Raw genomic sequence first — 19919 nt, 5'->3', positions numbered from 1 at the left:
CGTTAATACATGGCTAAGTTTTTTATCGATCGCCCCATTTTTGCGTGGGTAATCGCCATCATCATTATGTTGGCGGGTGCGCTATCGATCATCAGTCTGCCTATCGAGCAATATCCTAATGTTGCGCCGCCGGCAGTTGAGATCCAGGCCTCCTACCCGGGTGCTGATGCGAAAACGCTGCAAGACTCGGTGACCCAGGTCATCGAACAAAATATGAATGGTATCGATGGACTGATGTATATGTCCTCGAGCAGTGACTCGTCCGGTACGCTGACCCTGACCCTGACTTTCCAGTCCGGTACGGATGCGGATATCGCCCAGGTTCAGGTGCAGAACAAACTGCAACTGGCGATGCCGTTGCTGCCCCAGGAAGTTCAGTCGCAGGGGATTCAGGTTAAAAAATCCTCCAGCAGCTTCCTGATGGTGGCCGGTTTTGTCAGTGATGATCCGAACATGACGCAGAACGATATCTCGGACTACGTTGCGTCGAACATCAAAGATCCGATCAGCCGTACTCCTGGGGTGGGTGATACCCAGGTATTTGGTGCGCAGTATGCGATGCGTATCTGGCTTGATCCGCACAAACTCAACAACTTCCAGCTGACACCGGTTGATGTGATCAGCGCACTGACAACCCAGAACACCCAGGTGGCCGCCGGTCAGTTAGGTGGTACACCTCCGGTGCCCGGACAGCAGTTGAACGCCTCGATCATTGCTCAGACCCGTCTGACATCGACCGACGAGTTCGGCAACATTCTGCTGAAGGTCAACACCGATGGTTCGCAGGTGCGTCTGCGTGACGTGGCGAAGATTGAGCTGGGCGGGGAAAACTACGACATCATCGCCCGTTACAACGGTAAACCCGCTTCCGGTATCGGTATCAAGCTGGCGACCGGCGCTAACGCCCTGGATACCGCTGATGCGGTAAAAGCCGAACTGGCGAAGCTACAACCGTTCTTCCCGACCGGCCTGAAAGTGGTTTATCCGTATGACACCACGCCGTTCGTTAAAATCTCCATCTTCGAAGTGGTGAAAACCCTGATGGAAGCGATCGTGCTGGTGTTCCTGGTGATGTATCTGTTCCTACAGAACTTCCGCGCCACGCTGATCCCGACCATTGCAGTACCGGTCGTATTGCTCGGAACCTTTGCGATTATCGCCGCCTGCGGCTACTCGATAAACACGCTCACCATGTTCGGGATGGTGCTCGCCATCGGCCTGTTGGTGGATGACGCCATCGTGGTGGTAGAAAACGTTGAGCGTGTGATGGCCGAGGAGGGGCTGCCGCCCAAGGAAGCCACGAAACGATCGATGGAGCAGATTCAGGGTGCGCTGGTGGGTATTGCGCTGGTGCTCTCCGCGGTATTTATTCCGATGGCCTTCTTTGGTGGCTCTACCGGGGTTATTTATCGTCAGTTCTCCATCACCATCGTGTCAGCGATGGCCCTGTCGGTGCTGGTGGCGTTGATTCTGACGCCTGCGCTGTGCGCAACCATGCTGAAACCCGTAGAGAAAGGCAGCCACGGCAAAACCACCGGTTTCTTCGGCTGGTTTAACCGCCTGTTCGATAAGAGCACCCATCACTACGTTGATAGCGTTGGTCATATCGTACGCAGCACCGGTCGTTACCTGGTACTTTATCTGATCATCGTTGTCGGCATGGCGTATCTGTTCCTGCGTCTTCCTACCTCGTTCCTGCCGGAAGAGGATCAGGGTCTGCTGCTGGCTCAGGCGCAATTGCCCGCCGGTGCGACTCAGGAACGTACGCAGAAAGTGCTCGACCAGGTGACGGATTACTTCCTGACTAAAGAGAAAGACAGCGTGAACTCGGTGTTTACCGTTAACGGCTTCGGCTTTGCCGGTCGTGGACAGAACACCGGTATCGCCTTCGTCAGCCTCAAGCCGTGGGACGAGCGTGGCAGTGCCGACATGAAAGTGCCTGCCCTTGCCGCTCGTGCGATGCGTGCGCTGGGTTCCATCAAAGATGCGATGGTCATTCCGTTCAACCTGCCGGCGATTATCGAACTGGGTAACGCCACCGGTTTCGACTTCCAGCTCATTGATCAGGGTAACCTGGGACATGAGAAGCTGACCGAAGCACGTAATCAGCTGTTCGGTATGATCGCTCAGCACCCGGATACGCTGGTGGGCGTGCGTCCTAACGGCCTGGAAGATACTCCGCAGTACAAACTGATTATCGATCAGGAAAAAGCGTCGGCGCTGGGTGTCTCGCTGTCTGACATCAACACCACGCTGGGTGCGGCATGGGGTGGTTCCTACGTTAACGATTTCATCGACCGCGGTCGCGTGAAGAAGGTGTACGTTATGGGGCAGCCAGATTCACGTATGCTGCCGGATGACGTCAGCAAATGGTATGTGCGTAACAGCGCCGGTGAGATGGTGCCATTCTCTGCCTTCTCAAGTGCGAAGTGGCAGTATGGTTCACCACGTCTGGAACGTTATAACGGCCTGCCGTCGATGGAAATTCTCGGCCAGGCTGCACCGGGTAAAAGCTCCGGTGATGCCATGAACCTGATGGAAGAACTGGCGGCGAAACTGCCAGCCGGTATCGGCTATGACTGGACGGGCATGTCCTACCAGGAACGTCTGTCCGGTAACCAGGCTCCGGCACTGTACGCCATCTCGTTGATTGTGGTGTTCCTGTGTCTGGCTGCGCTGTATGAAAGCTGGTCGATTCCGTTCTCGGTAATGTTGGTGGTTCCGCTCGGCGTGGTGGGTGCGTTGCTGTTCACTACCCTGCGTGGTCTGAGCAACGACGTCTACTTCGTGGTGGGTCTGCTGACTACCATCGGCCTGTCGGCGAAGAACGCCATCCTGATCGTGGAGTTCGCCAAGGACTTGATGGAGAAAGAAGGCAAAGGCCTGGTGGAATCAACGCTTGAGGCATCCCGTATGCGTCTGCGCCCGATTCTGATGACCTCGCTGGCCTTTATCCTCGGCGTGCTGCCGCTGGCGATCAGTACCGGTGCCGGTTCTGGCGCACAGAACGCGGTAGGTACAGGCGTGATGGGCGGCATGGTCACCGCAACCGCGCTGGCAATCTTCTTCGTGCCGGTGTTCTTCGTGGTGGTACGTCGCCGTTTCAGCAAGAATAAAGCTGAACTGGAACAAGGCCATCCGGTTAACCATAGCCACTAAGATTTTCCCTTCCTTAAAAGGCCGCTGATGCGGCCTTTTTTTTGCTCTCAGCACAACCGCGCGATAAATCGCGCCGCTACGGGGCAGGTGCGGCATCGTGGGTGGCGCGATAAATCGTGACGCGACGAGTTGCATTGTGGGACGCTCAGGTTCATACTATTGTTATATTATAACATTACATAAGGCGCAGAATTATGAAACCTGATATCCATCCCCACTACCGCCCGGTGGTGTTCCACGACACTACGGCGAATGAATATTTCAAAGTCGGCTCCACCATCAAAACTGAACGTACTATCGAATTTGAAGGCGAAGTGCTGCCCTATGTCACACTCGATGTCTCTTCAAAATCGCATGTGTACTACACCGGCAAGCAGAAAGATTTTGCCAAAGAAGGCAGCGCGGCACGCTTCAACCAGCGTTATGGTCGTTTCCTCGGTCGCGGTAAGGCATAACGGAGCACCACATGCAGGTATTGAGTTCATTGCGTTCAGCGAAGACCCGTCACAAAGATTGCAAAGTCGTGCGTCGTAAAGGTCGTATCTATGTGATCTGCAAAACCAATCCGCGCTTTAAAGCGGTACAGGGAAGAAAGAAGAAAAAACGTTAGGATGGTGTCGTGATAATTGGCCGGGTTAATACCCGGCCTTTTTTATTACTGCATACTTTTCAGCATGGCATTCACGTTGTGCTTGAATGCTGCTTCATAGCTGGCGGCCGGACCATTGGCTTCCGACAGCGCTTCCGGATAGAGTTCACCACCCGGTTTGGCGCCGGTTGCGCTGGCAATCTGCTTCACCAGACGCGGATCGGTCTGATTCTCCATAAAGTAAGTATTGATGTGCTCAGCCTTGAGCTGTTTGATGATCGAGGCGACATCGCTGGCACTGGCTTCCGCTTCCGTTGAGAAACCGACCGGGGCGAGGAATTCCACGCCATAGCGCTGGCCAAAATAACCAAACGCATCATGACTGGTCAGCACTTTACGTTTATTCTGCGGTACAGCGGCAAAGGATGTTTTTGCCCAGCTGTCGAGTTTCTGTAATTGCTGGATATAGTTTTCGCCCTGTTTACGAATGGCGGCAGCATCTTCCGGATCGGCCTTGATTAACGCGTTCATGACGTTGGTGGCATAAATCACGCCATTCGCCATGCTGTTCCACGCGTGTGGATCGGTAATGGTTTTACCATCATCCACCATTTCACGGGTATTGATGCCGGTTGAGGCCACCACCAGCGTGCCTTTGTAACCTGATGCGCTCACCAGTCGATCCATCCAGCCTTCCAGCCCCAGACCGCTGACAAACACCACATCCGCCTGCGCCAGTGCCTGGCTATCCTGCGGAGTTGGTTCAAAAGTGTGAGGATCGCCATTTGGCCCCACCAGCGATTTCACTTTAACGTGATCGCCACCAACTTGTTTCACGATATCCGCCAGCACGGTAAAACTCGCTACCGCATCCACCGTTTTTGCCAGCGCCAGCGGGCTGATCAACATGGCACCCAACGCCAGGCTAATCGGTAACTTCTTCATACACATCCCCTTATTGGTTTCGTTATCGGCGGCGCAGTAAACCGCCACATGGTCCTGTCAAAACAGAAAGCAAAAAAAGTCCGGCGGCACTCAGTACCACCGCCGGCCCCGCAGGCAGTGAGTAATGCCACGACAACATCAGCCCGATCAGCGCGGCGATCACTGCCAGCAACATGGCAACGCCGAGCATGCAGGCGAGATGGCGACTCCAGAAACGGGCGCTGGCGGCGGGCAACATCATCAATCCCACCGACATCAAGGTGCCCAGCACCTGAAAACCGGCCACCAGATTGAGGACCACCAGAGTGAGAAAAATGCCGTGCACCAGAGGGGCACTCCATTTGCCCTGTGCGCGCAGAAAATCGGGATCGAAGGCGTCTATCACCAGCGGACGATAAATGATCGCCAGCATCAGTAACGTGAAGGCAGCAATACCGCCGACCAGCACAATTGCTGCGTTATCCACCGCCAGTAGCGAGCCAAACAGCACATGCAGCAGATCAACGCTGGAACCGCGTAGTGACACCAGAGTGACCCCCAGTGCCAACGAACCCAGATAAAAACCGGCAAAGCTGGCATCTTCTTTAAGCGGGGTATATCGGCTGACAGCACCGGAGAGAAGCGCAACGGCCAGACCGGCAATCAAGCCACCAATCCCCATTGCCACCAGCGACAAACCAGAGATGAGATAGCCAATCGCCGCACCGGGCAGTACCGCGTGAGAAAGTGCATCGCCAATCAGGCTCATGCGTCGTAATGAGAGAAACACACCCAGTGGTGTGGCACTCAGCGCCAGCGCCGCACAGGCCACCAGAGCACGGCGCATAAAACCGAATTCGATGAAAGGTTGCAGTAAAGTCACGATGCCACCTTCTGCAACAGAGAGACGCGGGCGGATTCAACTGCATCCAGCGACAACACATCCTGAAAATAACGTTCAACCAAAGGACGATCATGCAATACCACCAACAAGGTGGTGCCTGCCTGTTGCTGCTGTTGCAGGATTGACATCAACAAGGTCACGGTCTGGCTGTCGATACCATTAAAGGGTTCATCCAGCAGCCACAACTTGCTGCGTTGCAGCATCAGGCGGGCGAATAACACGCGCTGTAACTGACCTCCTGACAAGGTGGCAGGCTGTGCATCCGCGAAATCACGCATCTGCACCGCATCAAGTGCCGCATCAATCTCTTTGCGTAGCGCGCGGTTAATCGCGCCAAACCAACCACAACGCGGCCAGCACCCCATCGCGACCAACTCATAGGCCGTGACAGGGAAGCGCGTTTCCAACTCGGTACGCTGTGGCAACCAACCCAGTTCTTTACGGGAAACCTTCAGCTCACAACGCCCTGAAATCGGCGTCAGTAAACCGGCGATGGTTTTCAACAGCGTCGATTTTCCGCTGCCATTGGCGCCAATCAACGCCGTCATACTACCTGCTACCAACTCACCGTTGATCGTTGGTGTAACCCTTTGCCCTTGATAGCCAGCCTGCAAGTGGTGAAAACGCATCATTTTTGCATGCCCCACACAATGGCCAATCCCAACAGGGCAACCAACAGCAGCGCGACCAGCAAGCGCCCGCCTAGCGACAACAGTAATCCACTATGATTCATACGGTACAACCAAGATGTTATAACATAACAATACACTATCAGACTCTTCTGTCGGTTAGTCAGGGGGAAAGTGTTTCAAAAGTTAACCAGCGCTATCCTGCATCCTCCCTCACCTTTTGAATTCGCCTCCTTCTCATGACCTCCCGTAATGCAATCCATCACAACAATAGCTATTTATGCTTAAGGTGAGCTTGCAATGTTTGTCAGAAACCCCAATGATAGAAACAACAGCCTTTATACCGGGTTAACGATGCAGGCCATTATTCATTGTGATATTGCGGTCGGTGAGGATAACTGCACAAAGTTGCAGGCATTAATTCAAGGGAATATTCTCAAAATAGCCTCAGCGCTGGCGGGTGATTTACAATGGTATTCACAAAATGCGCGATTAGTTCCCGAGAGTTTTCGCATTATTTCCATCAAGATTATCGCTAATAATCGATTTAAAATGCTTTACGATTTCCAGTGGAATTTATTTAGTCCCTGTCAGGATTTAAATGAAACCTTTACACGTCAGGAAGATGTTCTGTTTCATATCCAGCCGGGCGCACTGGTGTTCGAAGTGATAGACAATACACGCCCTTCACCCGCCGATGAATTGTAATATTTGGTAATGGAGGTGAGCAAAACTAATGAATCTGGATTATATTTGAGGAGTCGCTGAATTCATTTTATTCGTGATCGCTTCCTGGCCACTTTTCCAAATCTCGCCGCGCTGCGGTAACCGTGCTAGCTATGGAGGGGAAAAAGATGGACGAATACTCACCGAAACGGCATGATATTGCCCAGCTTAAATTTCTGTGTGAGAACCTGTTTGACGAAAGTATGGCAACATTAACTGACAGTCATCATGGCTGGGTTAATGATCCTACTTCTGAAAGCAATTTACAGCTCAACGATTTGATTGAGCATATCGCGTCTTTCACGATGAATTACAAAATTAAGCATGTTGAAGATGAAGCACTGATAACGCAAATCGATGAATATCTTGACGATACCTTTATGTTGTTTAGCAGTTACGGAATCAATACTCAGGATCTTCAACGTTGGCAACGTTCAGCACGACGCTTATTTAACCTGTTTGCCGAAGAGTGCGCTTTTCTACAGCAACCCAGCCATTCCTTTTAGCATCAGAGTGAGAACGATTTATTTATGAGCAATCAAGCCTTAACCAAAACCGATTATTTGATGCGACTGCGCCGCTGTCGCTCAATCGATACCCTTGAGCGGGTGATTGAAAAAAACAAGTATGAATTGTCCGATGACGAGTTAGCGGTATTTTACTCGGCTGCCGATCACCGCCTTGCAGAGCTGACGATGAATAAGCTCTACGATAAAGTGCCCGGGTCTGTCTGGAAGTTCGTCCGCTAAGTTTTTCCCTTCTCTTGCCCAGCCTGTTGCAGCAACCGATTTTCAGGGATTGACCTTTCACTGGCAAAGGAGTGCCAGCAGCACGCTATTGATTGAATTTAAGGGAATTTTTTCGAGGCAGAAATGGTGGAGGCCCTGCCAGCTACATCCCGGCACACGCGTCGCCTGCTGCGGCTGCTTCCTTCCGGACCTGACCGAGTTCACAAGTTAGCATTGCGGGAGAACCAACAGGGCCCCCATTGACTAGCCCTCATTACGAGAGCGCTGGCATTATCAGGTAAGCCCCCGGCAATTGCAAGCAAACGCCGGATGACCGTTGTTTTCTTGAACAGACAGGCGATTATGCGTGCCCTGGTTCATGTTAAAGTCTGCCCTTTGCGGTTATTCAGGACGACCCAATGAGTGAACACGATAGCTTTCCGCAGCGCGTGTGGCAGATTGTTGCCGCCATTCCCCCCGGTAAAGTGATGACCTATGGTGATGTCGCCCGTCTGGCTGGATCCCCGCGTGCGGCACGTCAGGTGGGTGGCGTGCTGAAACGTCTCCCGCCCGGCAGCCAGTTACCCTGGCATCGTGTCCTGAATCGTCACGGACGTATTTCGCTACAGGGTGATGATTTGTTTCGTCAGCGCGATGCGCTGGAAGCTGAAGGGATCGAAGTGAGTGATGCGGGAGAAATTGAACTGGCGCGATATCGTTGGGATCAGGATTGATACCCGGTACACATTCGTCCCGGTGCGATAAATCGCGCCGGGACGATATCCGTTTACATACTGGTCGCCGCAGGCACTGAAGACGATGGTGTCACCTGCGTTGGAGAGGTAGACGGCACGGTCGTTGCCGCACCAGGCTGCGTTGGCATCGCCATATTGGTGGTAGGCACCAGCAACAATTCGACCTTGGTTCCGCCCTGATTAATCACCGGTTTTACCGTATCAGTGATAAACGCCAGTCTGCCATCAATGGCTATTGCTGCACTCAACAGAATGCGTGCGTTCGGCTGGATGTCTGCCGGGTTATAGGGCAGCACAAACTGGAACGGTGCCTGTTTGCCCTCGGTACGCACCACATGCTGCGCCAGCACGCGGGATGGTGCATCGGACTGTGAGGCATCTGACAGAGTCACCGTCAGCACCGCATCCGGCGGTAACGCAATACGCTGGCGAATATAAATGGAGCCACTTACATTCGGCTGCGCAATGGCCGTTTGCTGACCGGCAACCGTTGCACCCAACGTTGGCGTTGCCACCGGTTTGCTGTGATCCGCGCACCCTGCGACCGCCACAGCCAATGTCATACCGCTAATGATTTGCCAGAGTTTCATTGATGTCGTCTCCTTATGAACACTATGATTGTCGGCGGCAAAAATAATGTGCAGCTATTCAACCGCCGAATGCCCTTAATTCTGGCACAAAAATCCGCAATGCGCTTAAGACGGGTCTTAGATTGCTGAAACCACGGCAAAAAGATTGACGACAACTGGTCGGATCTTTCACACTTGCCCGACCGGTATCACTGAGGAATCCGTTATGAGCCAGGCACTGCACAACCTGCTTAATTTGTTGAATCTGGAAAAACTGGAAGAGGGATTATTTCGCGGTCAAAGCGAAGACCTCGGCCTGCGTCAGGTGTTTGGTGGTCAGGTGGTTGGCCAGGCGCTTTATGCAGCGAAACAGACAGTGCCGGAAGCACGTATCATTCACTCATTCCATAGTTACTTCCTGCGTCCGGGCGATAGCCAGAAAGCCATTATCTATGATGTCGAAACTCTACGGGATGGCAAAAGCTTTAGCGCGCGCCGCGTCAGCGCTGTACAAAATGGACAACCGATCTTCTACATGACGGCCTCGTTCCAGGCACCGGAAAGCGGATTTGAGCATCAGAACAGCATGCCACAGGTCCCCGCCCCGGATAATTTGCCATCGGAACAGGATCTGGCGCATAAGCTGGCAGCGCATCTGCCGATTAAATTACGGGAAAAATTCCTCTCTGAACGTCCTCTCGATATTCGTCCGGTGCAGATTCACAACCCGCTGAAAGGCCGTGTTGATGAGCCGGTACGTCAGGTGTGGGTGCGTGCTAACGGTCAACTGCCGCAGGATCGTCGGATTCACCAATATCTGCTTGGCTATGCATCAGACCTCAACTTCCTGCCTGTAGCGCTTCAGCCGCACGGCAAAGGCTTCCTTGAGCCCGACATGCAGGTCGCGACTATCGACCACTCAATGTGGTTCCACCGCCCGTTCGACCTGTCAGAATGGCTGCTGTATAGCGTTGTCAGCACCTCAGCATCAGGTGCACGCGGGTTTGTACGCGGGGAGTTTTTTACTCAGGATGGCACGCTGGTGGCAACCACGGTGCAGGAAGGGGTGATGCGCCAACGCAGCGAATAAAAAAGGGGCGATGACTCGCCCCTTCTGCTTTTTATTATTTTAGCGCACTGCTCTCTTTTTCAGCCCGGCTCTTACTGGTTGTAAGCGTTTTCGCCGTGGCTGTTAACATCCAGACCTTCACGTTCCTGATCTTCTGGAACACGCAGGCCAACAATCATATCGGCCAGTTTGAAGCCAATGAAGGCAACCACACCAGACCAGACGATGGTGACACCCACGCTGAACAGCTGGATCCATACCTGATGGCCCATGGTTACGCCTTCAGCATAACCTACGCCACCCAGTGAAGAGGAAGCGAACACACCAGTCAGGATACAACCCACGATGCCACACACGCCGTGCACACCGAACACATCACACGGGTCATCAACACGCAGCCATTTCTTCAGGGTCGTGACACCCCACAGACCAGCCAAACCACCGACCAGACCGATAATCAGCGCGCCGCCAACACCGACATAACCACACGCCGGAGTGATAGCAACCAGACCTGCGATGAAGCCTGAAGAGGCACCCAGCAGAGAAGGCTTACCACGCAGTGCCCACTCACCGAAGGTCCAGGACAGTACCGCACCCGCCGTCGCAATGACGGTGTTCAGGAATGCCAGGGCAGCGATTTCGTTGGCCGCAGAAGCAGAACCAGCGTTGAAGCCGAACCAGCCCACATACAGGATTGCAGTACCCGTGAACACCATTGGCAGGTTGTGCGGTTTAAATGCTTCTTTACCGAAGCCAGCACGTTTGCCCACCAGATAAGCACCGACCAGACCAGCAACCGCAGCGTTGATGTGAACAACGGTACCGCCCGCAAAGTCCAGCGCGCCATCAGATGCCAGCAGACCGCCAGCCCAGACCATGTGTGCAATCGGCAGATAAGCCAGAGTCAGCCATACCGCAACGAAAATCAGCACCGCAGAGAAACGAATACGTTCCGCAATGGAACCCACAATCAGGCCCACGGTGATACAGGCGAAGGAAGCCTGGAACGCAACGTGGATATATTGATAGAAGGTGCCCATCAGCGCTTTCAGCTCGATATTTTTCAACATCGCCCACTGGAAGCTACCGAAGAAGGCATTGCCTTCGCTGAAAGCCAGCGAGTAACCGTAAATCATCCACAGCACACAAACCAGAGAGAAGGTTACCGCTACCTGAGTCAGCATGGACAATACGTTTTTACCGCGGATCAGACCGCCGTAAAACAGGGCGATGCCCGGAATCGACATGAACAACACCAACGCGGTGCAGATCATCATAAACGCGTTATCGGCTTTATCCGCAACGGCAGGAGCTGCCGCCATGGCCAGAGACGGTAACAGCGCCAGGCTGGTCAGGCCTAACTTCGTCATCATTTTATTCATTTCTTTCCATCCCATCACAATCAAGGCCTAGTTACAGTGCTGCTTCGTCGGTCTCGCCAGTACGAATACGGATAACGCGTTGCAGTTCCGCAACGAAAATTTTGCCGTCGCCAATCTTGCCGGTGTAAGCGGCTTTGCTGATCACATCCACGACTTCGTCCAGTTGATCATCAGCAATGGCGATATCAATTTTTACTTTTGGCAGGAAGTTCACGCTGTACTCGGCACCGCGATAAAGCTCTGCGTGACCTTTCTGGCGACCGAAACCCTTCACTTCGGTAACTGTCAGTCCCTGAATGCCAATAGAGGATAAGGCTTCACGCACGTCCTCCAGCTTAAATGGTTTGATTACCACGGTAACCAGCTTCATACGATCCCCTCCAGGTATTTAATGAGTGAGTCTTACCGGACACGCAGGGATATAAGCAAAGGGTGTGCCATAAATAAAAAAACCGCAGAGTCAGCAGATTAGCCGCGCTACAGCGCGCTTCGTTCTGTGATGAACAACACAAATACCAGCAGGAAAGGAAGAAAGGAGTGGATTGTTTGCACCTCTTTGGTGCTTATAGCCTCAAAGAAGTGCATTTCTACAGAATAATCCGATAAAGGTGCGCAAAAAAGGTGCAAGTCACCCTTCAGTCGTTAAGGGAATGCCCGCCGCGAGTTCATCGCCCGCCTGTTGCAACTGGTACATTTGCCAGTAACGCCCCTGTTGCGCCAGTAACTGGCTATGCGTACCGCGTTCAGCGACCTGACCGCGATGCAAGACCAGAATCTGGTCTGCCTCAGTAATAGTGGAGAGGCGATGCGCGATCACCACCAGCGTGCTGTGCTGACGCAAGGCACGCAGGGCGTGCTGAATCGCCTGCTCAGTGCCAGAATCGATATTGGCGGTGGCTTCATCAAGGATCAAAATTTGCGGCAGCGATACCAGCACCCGCGCCAGCGCTAACAACTGTTTCTGACCGACCGACAGGTTATTGCCCTGCTCGCCCAACCGGGTGTGAATACCCTCAGGCATAGCGCGCACCAGCGCGGCAAGCTGCACCGTCTCCAGCGCCTGCCACACCGCCTGCTCCGGGATATCGCGCCCAAGACGGACATTGGCGAGCAAGGTATCTGCCAGCACCACCGGGTCCTGTTGCACCATCGCTACCCCCTGACGTAACGCCTGATGCGTCAGTTGTGGCAATGGACGACCGTCCAGTTCGATACTGCCGCGCGTCACCGGGTAGTACCCCATCAGCAGGTTTGCCAGCGTACTTTTGCCACTGCCGGTATGGCCAACCAACGCAATAAAGCCACGGGGCGGCACGTCCAGATCGATCTGGCTTAACACGTCACGATCGGCGCGATAGGCAAAGCTGACATCACGCAGGGAAATACGCCCGGAGGCCAGTGGCCGGTTATCCGTGCCGTAATCCTGCTGAGTCGCATCCATCAACTCAAAGATGCGCTCACCCGACACCACCGCCTGTTGCAGCATCGATTGCTGGGTAGTGAGTTCAATCAACGGCTCATTCAGACGCCCGAGGTAAGTGATAAAGGCATACAGAACGCCCACCTCAAATACGCCTGGGTTAGCAAAGCTGAACAACATCAGCAGGCCGCACAAAATCAGTGCAGAGAATAAACTCAGTAATGGACGCAGCAAGAAGCCATCCAGTCGTAGCGTCTCCATTCGCGCCAGATAGTGCGAACGGCTGGCCTCCCCCATGCGCTCACCAAAACGCGCCTGCTGGCGGAACTGCTGGATGACACTCATGCCGTTAATCACTTCATTGAAGCCGTTATTGATGTCGGCCAGATAGCTACGCACCCGTCGCGCTATCGGTGTGCTGTAACGCTGATAGATCAACATCACCGTCAATACCAGCGGGAAAATTACTATCGCCACCAGCGCCATACGCCAGTCGAGCGCAAACATCGCCACCAGCATCGCGCCGATCAACGCCGCACTGCGCAACACCGTTGCCACCACCGTGACATACAGATCGCGGATCACCTCGGTATCGTTGGTCACGCGTGAGATGATTTGACCGACCGGTTGGGTATCGAAGGCGCTTAACGGCTGTCGTAGCGCGGCATTCATCACATCAGAACGTAATTTTTGCACCACGCCGATCGCCGCGCGGTTGAACAGCAACGACTGAAAATAGTGCAGGCCCGCTGCCAGCAATTGCAGCAGAATAAATCCGACCACCAACCCGGCGACAATGCCCCACGGCATCTGGTGTTGCGCCACCAGATGATCAATAAAATAACTGACTAACACCGGCCCGGTGACTTCGGCCGCCGCCGCCAGCCATAACATGCCCACGGCCAGCCATAACGATTTACGCCACGGTTTGCCGTAGGCCAGTAAACGTTTCAAGGTTGGCCACAGACGCACAGATTTAGCCACGACTCGCTCCTTCGCTGATCTCATCCTCGTCCAGCGCCGCTTCCAGTTGCTGATAACGGTACATATCACGATACCAACCGCTTTCTGCCACCAGATCGTCGTGGTCGCCACGCTGCATCACCTGACCCTGCTGCAATACCAGAATCTCGCTGGCTTCGGTCAGCGCCGACAGACGATGCGCACTGATAATCAGCGTACGGCCCCGACCCCATTGCCGCAGGTTGTGCAGAATATCGTGCTCGGTGCGTCCATCCACCGCAGATAATGCATCATCCAGAATCAGGATCTCGGCATTCAGCAACAGCGCACGCGCAATAGCGATGCGCTGCTTCTGACCGCCTGAGAGCATCACGCCACGTTCACCCACCTCGGTTTCATAGCCCTGCGGCAGCCGCAGGATATCCTCATGAACGCAGGCCATCTTCGCCACCTGCTCAATCTCCTGCTGGCTGGCATTGGGTCGACCTAACGCAAGGTTATTGGCGACGGTATCGGAAAACAGGAACGGCGTCTGGCTCACCACCGCCAGGCGGCTGCGCCAGCTATCAATGCGCAACTGCGACAGCGGGGTGTTGTGATAGCGAATATCGCCTTGTTCAAGGTCGAAATGGCGCTGAAGCAAGCTTAACAGCGTGCTTTTGCCACAGCCAGTGGGGCCACATAAGCCCAGCATTTGGCCGGGTTTGAGCTGAAAATTGACATGGCTGAGCGCCACACCGGCACTCGCCGGATAGCGAAACTCGCGGATCGCCACCTGCAAATTCCCGGCTTCCGGCGGCAGCATTTGCTGGCCGTCTTCCACTGCCGGAGCTTCCGCCAGCAACGCACGGATACGGCTCCAGGCCGCGCTGCCACGCTCAACGATATTGAACATCCACGCCAGTGCCAGCATCGGCCAAATCATCAGGCCGAGGTACATTACAAAGCTGGTGAGCTGCCCTAACGTCAGGCTGCCATGCCACACCATCCAGCTCCCGCCACCAATCGCCAGCAAATTGGAGAAACCAATCGCGATATAGATGGTGGGATCAAAACGCGCATCTACCCTTGCCACTCGCAGGTTTTTCTCGCCAGTATCGCGCGCGATGGCCGCAAACTGCTGCGATTGATGATCTTCCAGACCAAAGGCTTTGATCATGCGAATGCTGGTCAGGCTTTCCTGAGTTTGATCATTCAGGCTGGAGAACGCCGCCTGTGCCAGTTTGAAACGATCATGCAACTGATTGCCGTAACGATGGATAATCAGCGCCATAATCGGCATCGGTACCAACGCCAGTAACGTCAACTGCCAGCTGATTTGTACGCTCATCACCACCAGCACCACACAACCCATCACCAGTGAATCCACCAGCGTCAGCACCCCTTCCCCGGCGGCAAAGACCACGCGGTCAACATCGTTGGTGGCACGAGCGATCAGATCACCGGTGCGATGACGCAGGTAAAATGCCGGATGCTGGCGGCTCAATTGACGGTAAAAATCTTCACGTAATTTCACCGCCAGTTGGTAAGAGGCTCCGAACAGCAGCACGCGCCAGACATAACGCAGCAGATAAACCACCACCGCAGTGACCAGCATCACGCCGATCCACATCATCAGTCGTCCGGTGCTTAAGGTATGTTGGGTAACGCCATCAACAATTACGCCCACCAAATGCGGTGGCAGCAATTGCAGAAGCGCAATGATGATGAGCAGAGTGACCGCGCCCAGATATCGCCGCCACTCGCGCAGAAAATACCAACTTAACTGGCTGAATAATCGCACAAGACTGTCTCTTTCTTTACCCGTCAGGGTGCTACCGGCAATGCGGTTGTGTATTTAATTTCTTCCATCGCGAAACTGGAGGTCACGTCAATCAGACCCGGTACGCCATTCACCAGCCGCTTATAAAAACCATCGTAACTTTTCATATCTGCCACCTGAATACGCAGCAGATAGTCATATTCGCCGGCCATACGATAGAACGCCATTACCTCCGGCATCTGCTGGACCACGCTGACAAATTGCTGATACCAGTCGCTGCTATGCTGCTGGGTTTTGACAAACATGAACGCGGTCAGCGCCAGACCGATTTTATCGCCGTCTAACAGCGCCACGCGCGCACGAATAATGCCATCATCTTCCAGTTTTTTCAGGCGTTTCCAGCACGGGGTGGTGGTGAGATTGACCGCATCTGCCAGCGTCTGGAGTGACAAGGTGCAATCCTGCTGTAATAGCGCCAGCAGTTTACGGTCAGTTTTATCTAGCATTTACCTCTCCGGGAGAAAATTTTTCTCTCATCGAGCCATTATACACCGATTAAAGCAACCTCTTTTTCCTGCCAGTGCCTTACACTGTGGCGATTAAATTTTGCGGAAACTTAGCATGCAAACGCCCTGGATTCGTCACGCTATTAACGAAATTAACGCTGATTTTCAGCGCTCTGCCGACACCCATCTGATTCGCTTTAACCTGGATGATTTTCCCGGCATTGGTTTTTACCTGAAAGATGAAAGCACCCATCCGAGCGGTAGCCTGAAACACCGTCTGGCGCGTTCGCTGTTTTTGTACGGTCTGGCCAATGGTTGGATCCGCCAGGGAACGCCAATTATTGAAGCCTCTTCCGGCAGCACTGCGGTTTCAGAAGCCTATTTTGCGCGTCTGCTGGGGCTGCCATTTATTGCCGTGATGCCCGCCAGCACGGCTAAACGTAAAATCGAGTTGATCCGCTTTTATGGTGGGGAGTGTCATTTCGTGACCGATCCCTGCCAGTTGTATAGCGAATCGGAACGACTGGCGCGTGAGTTGAACGGCCATTTTATGGATCAGTTTACCTATGCTGAGCGTGCCACTGACTGGCGCGGCAATAACAACATCGCCGAGAGCATCTTTCGCCAGATGGCGCATGAACCTTGCCCGGTGCCTCATACCCTGATTATGAGTGCGGGTACGGGCGGAACCTCCGCCACCCTCGGGCGTTATATCCGTTATCAAGGCTATGACACCCGACTGCTGGTGGTTGACCCTGAGCACTCGGTGTTTTTTGATTTCTGGCACAGCCGCGAGCACGGACTGAGTAGCGACCGTGGCAGCATGATTGAAGGCATTGGTCGTCCACGCGTTGAACCGTCGTTTTTACCCGATGTGATTGACGAGATGATCAAGGTGCCGGATGCCGCAACCGTTGCTGCCATGCTGAAGCTGGAACAGATTCTCGGCCGTCGTCCGGGAGCCTCTACCGGCACCAATTTCTGGGGTATGTTGCAGGTAGCGAAACGTATGCGTGAACGGGGTGAACAAGGTTCGCTGGTAACGATACTGTGCGACAGCGGCGAACGCTATCCGGATACCTATTACAACGCGGAATGGGTCGCGCAGCACATTGGCGATATCCAGCCGTGGCAGCGAGAGATGCAATAAAAAACCGGACATCCTGTCCGGTTCACTGCAAGCCTCAGCATTCGGGGGAATAATCGAGGTGTGGTGTGGTCATCCAGTGATTTAAATAGTGAGACACAGCCTGTGTCTCGCAACGTCCAATAACCGGCAAATGCGGCAACTCCGCTTTCAATTGAGGCATGGCATTGCCCATGATGAAACCGTTGCCGACACGGTCCAGCATTTCGCGATCGTTCATGGCATCGCCAAACGCCATACAATCGGCAAGCGACAGGGAAAGATGCTGGCATAGTCGCGCCAGAGCCGCCCCTTTGTGACAATCCAGCGGTAAGACTTCCAGGCAATCCCAGGCAGAAAAACAGATATTCGCGCGTTCACCTAATGCCGCATCCAGTTCGGTTTTCAGTAAACACAACGTCTCATGCGGGGCAATAAAACAGATCTTGGTGACTTCATGCGCTGACATACGTTGCAGATCACGCAGTTGATAGTGGAAGCCGCTCATTACATGCGCTTCCCGCACCCAGGGCAGCGGTTTGTCGGTAAACCAGCCTTCATCATTGAAAATATGAATGGTCGCAGGTGTTTGCCAGTGGCGATGAATCACCTCTTCGGCGATAGAAGGCGGCAGATCGCAGCCATATAACTGTTTGCCATCCAGATCGTGTACGCGGGTACCATTGCCGGTAATCAGCCAGGCGGGTAGCGTGATTTGCTCACGTACCACCGGCTGCATATCCAGCAGATGACGTCCGGTAGCAAACGCCAGCGTGACGTCACGTTGATGCAGGGCGTGCAAACTGGCGAGAGTTTCTGTACCCAGGCGATGAGTCGGCAGCAGGAGCGTACCGTCCATATCAAATGCCGCGAGGCGGGCCATGCGAGTTCTCCTGTCGGTGTGATACTCCCACTATCGCCTGGTAATTGCGGAACTAATAGTGAATACTTTTCGAAAACTGTTCCGGGTTTAGGTGATGCGGCAACTTCATCGGGTCAATCAATTCCAGCGGCTCTGGCAACTTAGCCAGGGTGCCCCCCAGCAACTGAGTGTTTCTGCCATGGCACAACACTGCTTTTGCAGCGAACGCCATATTCGCACCCTGCTGCGCCAGTGGCAGGACGCGGGCTGGCTGCGTTGGCAGGGTGCTGCGGGGCGCGGTAAACAGGGAATCCTGACCTTTCTCACGTCACCGGAACAGCTACGCCAGCAACTTTTGCAGCAGCAACTCGCCGCAGGCGAAGCGGTGCAGGCATTGCAGGTGCTGGATGTGCAACCCGATCATCTGTTGAACATGTTGCGTCCGTTGATGGGCGGTCAGTGGCTTAACCAGGCTCCGGTATTACGCATTCCCTACTATCGTGCCCTTGAACCCTTGCGCCCGCTGAGAATAACCGGACGTGCCGAACAGCATCTGGCGCGCCAGATTTTCTCTGGTCTGACACGCTTCAACGGCGACGATGTCGTGGGTGATTTGGCTCACCACTGGCAACATGACGCCACGGGCTGTGACTGGTTTTTCTGGTTGCGCCCGCAATTAAGCTGGCATAACGATGAACCGCTGTATGCCGCGCAACTGGTCACGCAGTTTAACAAGATCCGCCATAGTACTCCGGGGTTGCGACTGCTTGCCTCGGTGGAAAGTATCACTGCGCCCCATCCACTGGCGCTACGTATTCGCCTGCGTCACAGTGACTACTGGCTGCCGCAACGGCTGGCGCACCAATACTGCCTGTTGCCACATCCTGAACGTGATGACATCGGTAGCGGTGCATGGAAACTGACGCATTTCGCCGCTGAACTGGTACGACTGGAAAGCCATGCGCGCTGGCATCTGCAACGCCCATTGATTCAGGCGGTTGAATACTGGATCACCCCCCAACTGTTTGATCGCACCCTGGGCACCAGTTGCCGCCATCCGGTACAAATCGCCATTGGCGATCCTGACGAGCTGGATACACTGCGCCCGGTCGATCGCAGCATCAGTCTCGGATTCTGTTATCTGGCTCCCCGTATCTCAGCACGCCTGAGTACTGCGCAGGCTAAAACCTTAATTGCCCTGATTCAGCGAAGTGGCATGATCCAACAGTTGCCGCTGGATGAAGGCTTGATCACTCCCAGCCAGGAGTTGCTGCCAGGCTGGCCGGTGCCTGCCTCGGAAGAAACGCTGGTCACACTGCCTGCTGCACTCACCTTGCATTATCATCTGCCAGTGGAATTACATGTGATGGCGGAAGCCCTGAAGCCGCTATTAGCTGCGCAGGGCTGCCAGCTGACTTGCATATTTCATGACGTCAAAAGTTGGCGCGATGAACGTGAACTGGCCGAAGCCGATCTGGTGATGGGCGATCGCCTGATTGGTGACGCGCCGCTGTTTACCCTCGTAAGCTGGCTGGAGAACGATCCGCTATGGCAGCCACTCCGGGGAACGCAAAGTGCGATCCATTTACGTCAGCATCTGCGCGAAATTGCGCAACAACAGGACCCGGGGCAGCGTGCTATTCTTAGCCACCAGCTGTTTGAGCAACTGATGCGCGCCGGTTATCTACTGCCGTTATTTAATTATCGCTATCAAATCTCTGCCCCTCCCGGCGTGGAAGGCATTCAACTTAACAGCCTGGGCTGGTTCGACTTTACCCGCGCGTGGATCCCTCCTCCCGCCGCAGTCGATACTGTTCATCACACAGCTGAGCCATTACCATAAGGG

Annotated in this window: 20 protein-coding genes and 1 other RNA gene; 10 read left to right on the top strand and 11 right to left on the bottom strand. The window is 54.1% G+C overall.

All coding sequences use genetic code 11. The features are described 5' to 3' along the window. The first annotated feature begins 9 nt into the window (after nt 1–9). The 3 genes from AC6I8T_RS05080 (at nt 10) to ykgO (ending at nt 3769) form a co-directional block, all read left to right on the top strand. On the top strand, nt 10–3159 hold the full coding sequence (locus AC6I8T_RS05080) for an efflux RND transporter permease subunit (protein ID WP_208724967.1): 3150 nt from the start codon (nt 10–12) through the stop codon (nt 3157–3159). Between the two features lie 194 nt (nt 3160–3353). Beyond that, nucleotides 3354–3614, top strand: coding sequence for a type B 50S ribosomal protein L31 (locus tag AC6I8T_RS05075; RefSeq protein ID WP_208724966.1), 261 nt, complete (start codon nt 3354–3356; stop codon nt 3612–3614). Nucleotides 3615–3625: 11 nt separating this feature from the next. Continuing rightward, on the top strand, nt 3626–3769 hold the full coding sequence (gene ykgO, locus AC6I8T_RS05070) for a type B 50S ribosomal protein L36 (RefSeq protein WP_013508157.1): 144 nt from the start codon (nt 3626–3628) through the stop codon (nt 3767–3769). A 45-nt stretch (nt 3770–3814) separates the two neighbouring features. Here the strand turns inward: ykgO and AC6I8T_RS05065 are convergent, their stop codons facing one another. Genes AC6I8T_RS05065 through AC6I8T_RS05055 form a run of 3 tightly spaced genes read right to left on the bottom strand, consistent with a single transcriptional unit; the run spans nt 3815 to nt 6208 of the window. Then, nucleotides 3815–4693, bottom strand: a complete 879-nt coding sequence (locus AC6I8T_RS05065; protein ID WP_021185822.1) for a metal ABC transporter substrate-binding protein — start codon at nt 4691–4693, stop codon at nt 3815–3817. A gap of 22 nt (nt 4694–4715) precedes the next feature. Beyond that, nucleotides 4716–5555 (bottom strand): metal ABC transporter permease, encoded by an 840-nt coding sequence (locus AC6I8T_RS05060; RefSeq protein ID WP_497833550.1) that lies wholly within the window; start codon nt 5553–5555, stop codon nt 4716–4718. Beyond that, entirely contained in the window at nt 5552–6208 is a 657-nt protein-coding gene (locus AC6I8T_RS05055) for a metal ABC transporter ATP-binding protein (protein WP_021185824.1), read from the bottom strand. Before AC6I8T_RS05055 ends, AC6I8T_RS05060 begins: the two co-directional genes overlap by 4 nt. Before the next feature lie 351 nt (nt 6209–6559). Between AC6I8T_RS05055 and AC6I8T_RS05050 the strand changes: the two genes are divergently transcribed. From AC6I8T_RS05050 to hha, 3 genes are all read left to right on the top strand, one after another. After that, on the top strand, nt 6560–6913 hold the full coding sequence (locus AC6I8T_RS05050; protein WP_208725495.1) for a hypothetical protein: 354 nt from the start codon (nt 6560–6562) through the stop codon (nt 6911–6913). Nucleotides 6914–7059: 146 nt separating this feature from the next. Further along, nucleotides 7060–7437, top strand: a complete 378-nt coding sequence (gene tomB / locus AC6I8T_RS05045) for an Hha toxicity modulator TomB (RefSeq protein WP_021185827.1) — start codon at nt 7060–7062, stop codon at nt 7435–7437. Nucleotides 7438–7461: 24 nt separating this feature from the next. After that, nucleotides 7462–7680 (top strand): hemolysin expression-modulating protein Hha, encoded by a 219-nt coding sequence (gene hha, locus AC6I8T_RS05040; protein ID WP_013508151.1) that lies wholly within the window; start codon nt 7462–7464, stop codon nt 7678–7680. 133 nt (nt 7681–7813) lie between these two features. Here hha and ffs read toward each other — a convergent pair. Beyond that, an RNA gene (ffs, locus tag AC6I8T_RS05035) (signal recognition particle sRNA small type) lies at nt 7814–7910 on the bottom strand. Nucleotides 7911–8078: 168 nt separating this feature from the next. On the opposite strand from ffs, the gene AC6I8T_RS05030 reads away from it, so the two are divergent. Then, a complete protein-coding gene (locus AC6I8T_RS05030; protein WP_013508150.1) occupies nt 8079–8393 on the top strand; it encodes an MGMT family protein in 315 nt (104 codons plus the stop codon). A 53-nt stretch (nt 8394–8446) separates the two neighbouring features. Here the strand turns inward: AC6I8T_RS05030 and AC6I8T_RS05025 are convergent, their stop codons facing one another. Beyond that, nucleotides 8447–9004: a YbaY family lipoprotein gene (locus tag AC6I8T_RS05025; protein ID WP_497833549.1), complete on the bottom strand. Its 558-nt coding sequence runs from the start codon at nt 9002–9004 to the stop codon at nt 8447–8449. Nucleotides 9005–9209: 205 nt separating this feature from the next. On the opposite strand from AC6I8T_RS05025, the gene tesB reads away from it, so the two are divergent. Next, entirely contained in the window at nt 9210–10073 is an 864-nt protein-coding gene (tesB, locus tag AC6I8T_RS05020; RefSeq protein WP_021185829.1) for an acyl-CoA thioesterase II, read from the top strand. A 71-nt stretch (nt 10074–10144) separates the two neighbouring features. Here the strand turns inward: tesB and amtB are convergent, their stop codons facing one another. From amtB to AC6I8T_RS04995, 5 genes are all read right to left on the bottom strand, one after another. Further along, the gene (amtB, locus tag AC6I8T_RS05015; protein ID WP_013508147.1) at nt 10145–11434 is read right to left on the bottom strand and encodes an ammonium transporter AmtB; all 1290 of its coding nucleotides are present in this window, start codon (nt 11432–11434) and stop codon (nt 10145–10147) included. 31 nt (nt 11435–11465) lie between these two features. Continuing rightward, complete coding sequence (glnK, locus tag AC6I8T_RS05010; protein ID WP_007886947.1) at nt 11466–11804, bottom strand: P-II family nitrogen regulator; 339 nt, start codon at nt 11802–11804, stop codon at nt 11466–11468. 258 nt (nt 11805–12062) lie between these two features. Further along, nucleotides 12063–13838 (bottom strand): SmdB family multidrug efflux ABC transporter permease/ATP-binding protein, encoded by a 1776-nt coding sequence (locus AC6I8T_RS05005; protein ID WP_208724964.1) that lies wholly within the window; start codon nt 13836–13838, stop codon nt 12063–12065. Further along, a complete protein-coding gene (locus AC6I8T_RS05000) occupies nt 13831–15600 on the bottom strand; it encodes a SmdA family multidrug ABC transporter permease/ATP-binding protein (protein WP_021185831.1) in 1770 nt (589 codons plus the stop codon). The genes AC6I8T_RS05005 and AC6I8T_RS05000 overlap by 8 nt, the downstream gene beginning before the upstream one ends. Nucleotides 15601–15623: 23 nt before the next feature. After that, entirely contained in the window at nt 15624–16085 is a 462-nt protein-coding gene (locus AC6I8T_RS04995; protein ID WP_021185832.1) for an Lrp/AsnC family transcriptional regulator, read from the bottom strand. Between the two features lie 115 nt (nt 16086–16200). Here AC6I8T_RS04995 and AC6I8T_RS04990 point away from each other — a divergent pair, with 115 nt between their 5' ends. Further along, nucleotides 16201–17235, top strand: coding sequence for a PLP-dependent cysteine synthase family protein (locus AC6I8T_RS04990; RefSeq protein ID WP_208724963.1), 1035 nt, complete (start codon nt 16201–16203; stop codon nt 17233–17235). A gap of 34 nt (nt 17236–17269) precedes the next feature. Here the strand turns inward: AC6I8T_RS04990 and cof are convergent, their stop codons facing one another. Then, nucleotides 17270–18094 carry an HMP-PP phosphatase gene (gene cof / locus AC6I8T_RS04985; protein ID WP_021185834.1) on the bottom strand — a complete coding sequence of 275 codons (825 nt, stop codon included), beginning with the start codon at nt 18092–18094 and terminating at the stop codon, nt 17270–17272. A gap of 94 nt (nt 18095–18188) precedes the next feature. On the opposite strand from cof, the gene AC6I8T_RS04980 reads away from it, so the two are divergent. Next, nucleotides 18189–19916 (top strand): SgrR family transcriptional regulator, encoded by a 1728-nt coding sequence (locus AC6I8T_RS04980; protein WP_208724962.1) that lies wholly within the window; start codon nt 18189–18191, stop codon nt 19914–19916. The last annotated feature ends 3 nt before the right edge of the window (nt 19917–19919 follow it).

It is taken from the genome of Pantoea sp. X-Soil-OKNW-556 (assembly GCF_059730695.1).
This window is presented reverse-complemented; position numbering and strand designations above follow the sequence as displayed.

What these genes read in the sequence shown, in the direction of transcription:
- AC6I8T_RS05080 (WP_208724967.1), top strand. Translation starts at nt 10, where the DNA reads ATGGCTAAGTTTTTTATCGATCGCCCCATTTTTGCGTGGGTAATCGCC.
- AC6I8T_RS05075 (WP_208724966.1), top strand. Translation starts at nt 3,354, where the DNA reads ATGAAACCTGATATCCATCCCCACTACCGCCCGGTGGTGTTCCACGAC.
- ykgO (WP_013508157.1), top strand. Translation starts at nt 3,626, where the DNA reads ATGCAGGTATTGAGTTCATTGCGTTCAGCGAAGACCCGTCACAAAGAT.
- AC6I8T_RS05065 (WP_021185822.1), bottom strand. Translation starts at nt 4,693, where the DNA reads ATGAAGAAGTTACCGATTAGCCTGGCGTTGGGTGCCATGTTGATCAGC.
- AC6I8T_RS05055 (WP_021185824.1), bottom strand. Translation starts at nt 6,208, where the DNA reads ATGATGCGTTTTCACCACTTGCAGGCTGGCTATCAAGGGCAAAGGGTT.
- AC6I8T_RS05050 (WP_208725495.1), top strand. Translation starts at nt 6,560, where the DNA reads ATGCAGGCCATTATTCATTGTGATATTGCGGTCGGTGAGGATAACTGC.
- tomB (WP_021185827.1), top strand. Translation starts at nt 7,060, where the DNA reads ATGGACGAATACTCACCGAAACGGCATGATATTGCCCAGCTTAAATTT.
- hha (WP_013508151.1), top strand. Translation starts at nt 7,462, where the DNA reads ATGAGCAATCAAGCCTTAACCAAAACCGATTATTTGATGCGACTGCGC.
- AC6I8T_RS05030 (WP_013508150.1), top strand. Translation starts at nt 8,079, where the DNA reads ATGAGTGAACACGATAGCTTTCCGCAGCGCGTGTGGCAGATTGTTGCC.
- AC6I8T_RS05025 (WP_497833549.1), bottom strand. Translation starts at nt 9,004, where the DNA reads ATGAAACTCTGGCAAATCATTAGCGGTATGACATTGGCTGTGGCGGTC.
- tesB (WP_021185829.1), top strand. Translation starts at nt 9,210, where the DNA reads ATGAGCCAGGCACTGCACAACCTGCTTAATTTGTTGAATCTGGAAAAA.
- amtB (WP_013508147.1), bottom strand. Translation starts at nt 11,434, where the DNA reads ATGAATAAAATGATGACGAAGTTAGGCCTGACCAGCCTGGCGCTGTTA.
- glnK (WP_007886947.1), bottom strand. Translation starts at nt 11,804, where the DNA reads ATGAAGCTGGTTACCGTGGTAATCAAACCATTTAAGCTGGAGGACGTG.
- AC6I8T_RS04995 (WP_021185832.1), bottom strand. Translation starts at nt 16,085, where the DNA reads ATGCTAGATAAAACTGACCGTAAACTGCTGGCGCTATTACAGCAGGAT.
- AC6I8T_RS04990 (WP_208724963.1), top strand. Translation starts at nt 16,201, where the DNA reads ATGCAAACGCCCTGGATTCGTCACGCTATTAACGAAATTAACGCTGAT.
- cof (WP_021185834.1), bottom strand. Translation starts at nt 18,094, where the DNA reads ATGGCCCGCCTCGCGGCATTTGATATGGACGGTACGCTCCTGCTGCCG.
- AC6I8T_RS04980 (WP_208724962.1), top strand. Translation starts at nt 18,189, where the DNA reads ATGCGGCAACTTCATCGGGTCAATCAATTCCAGCGGCTCTGGCAACTT.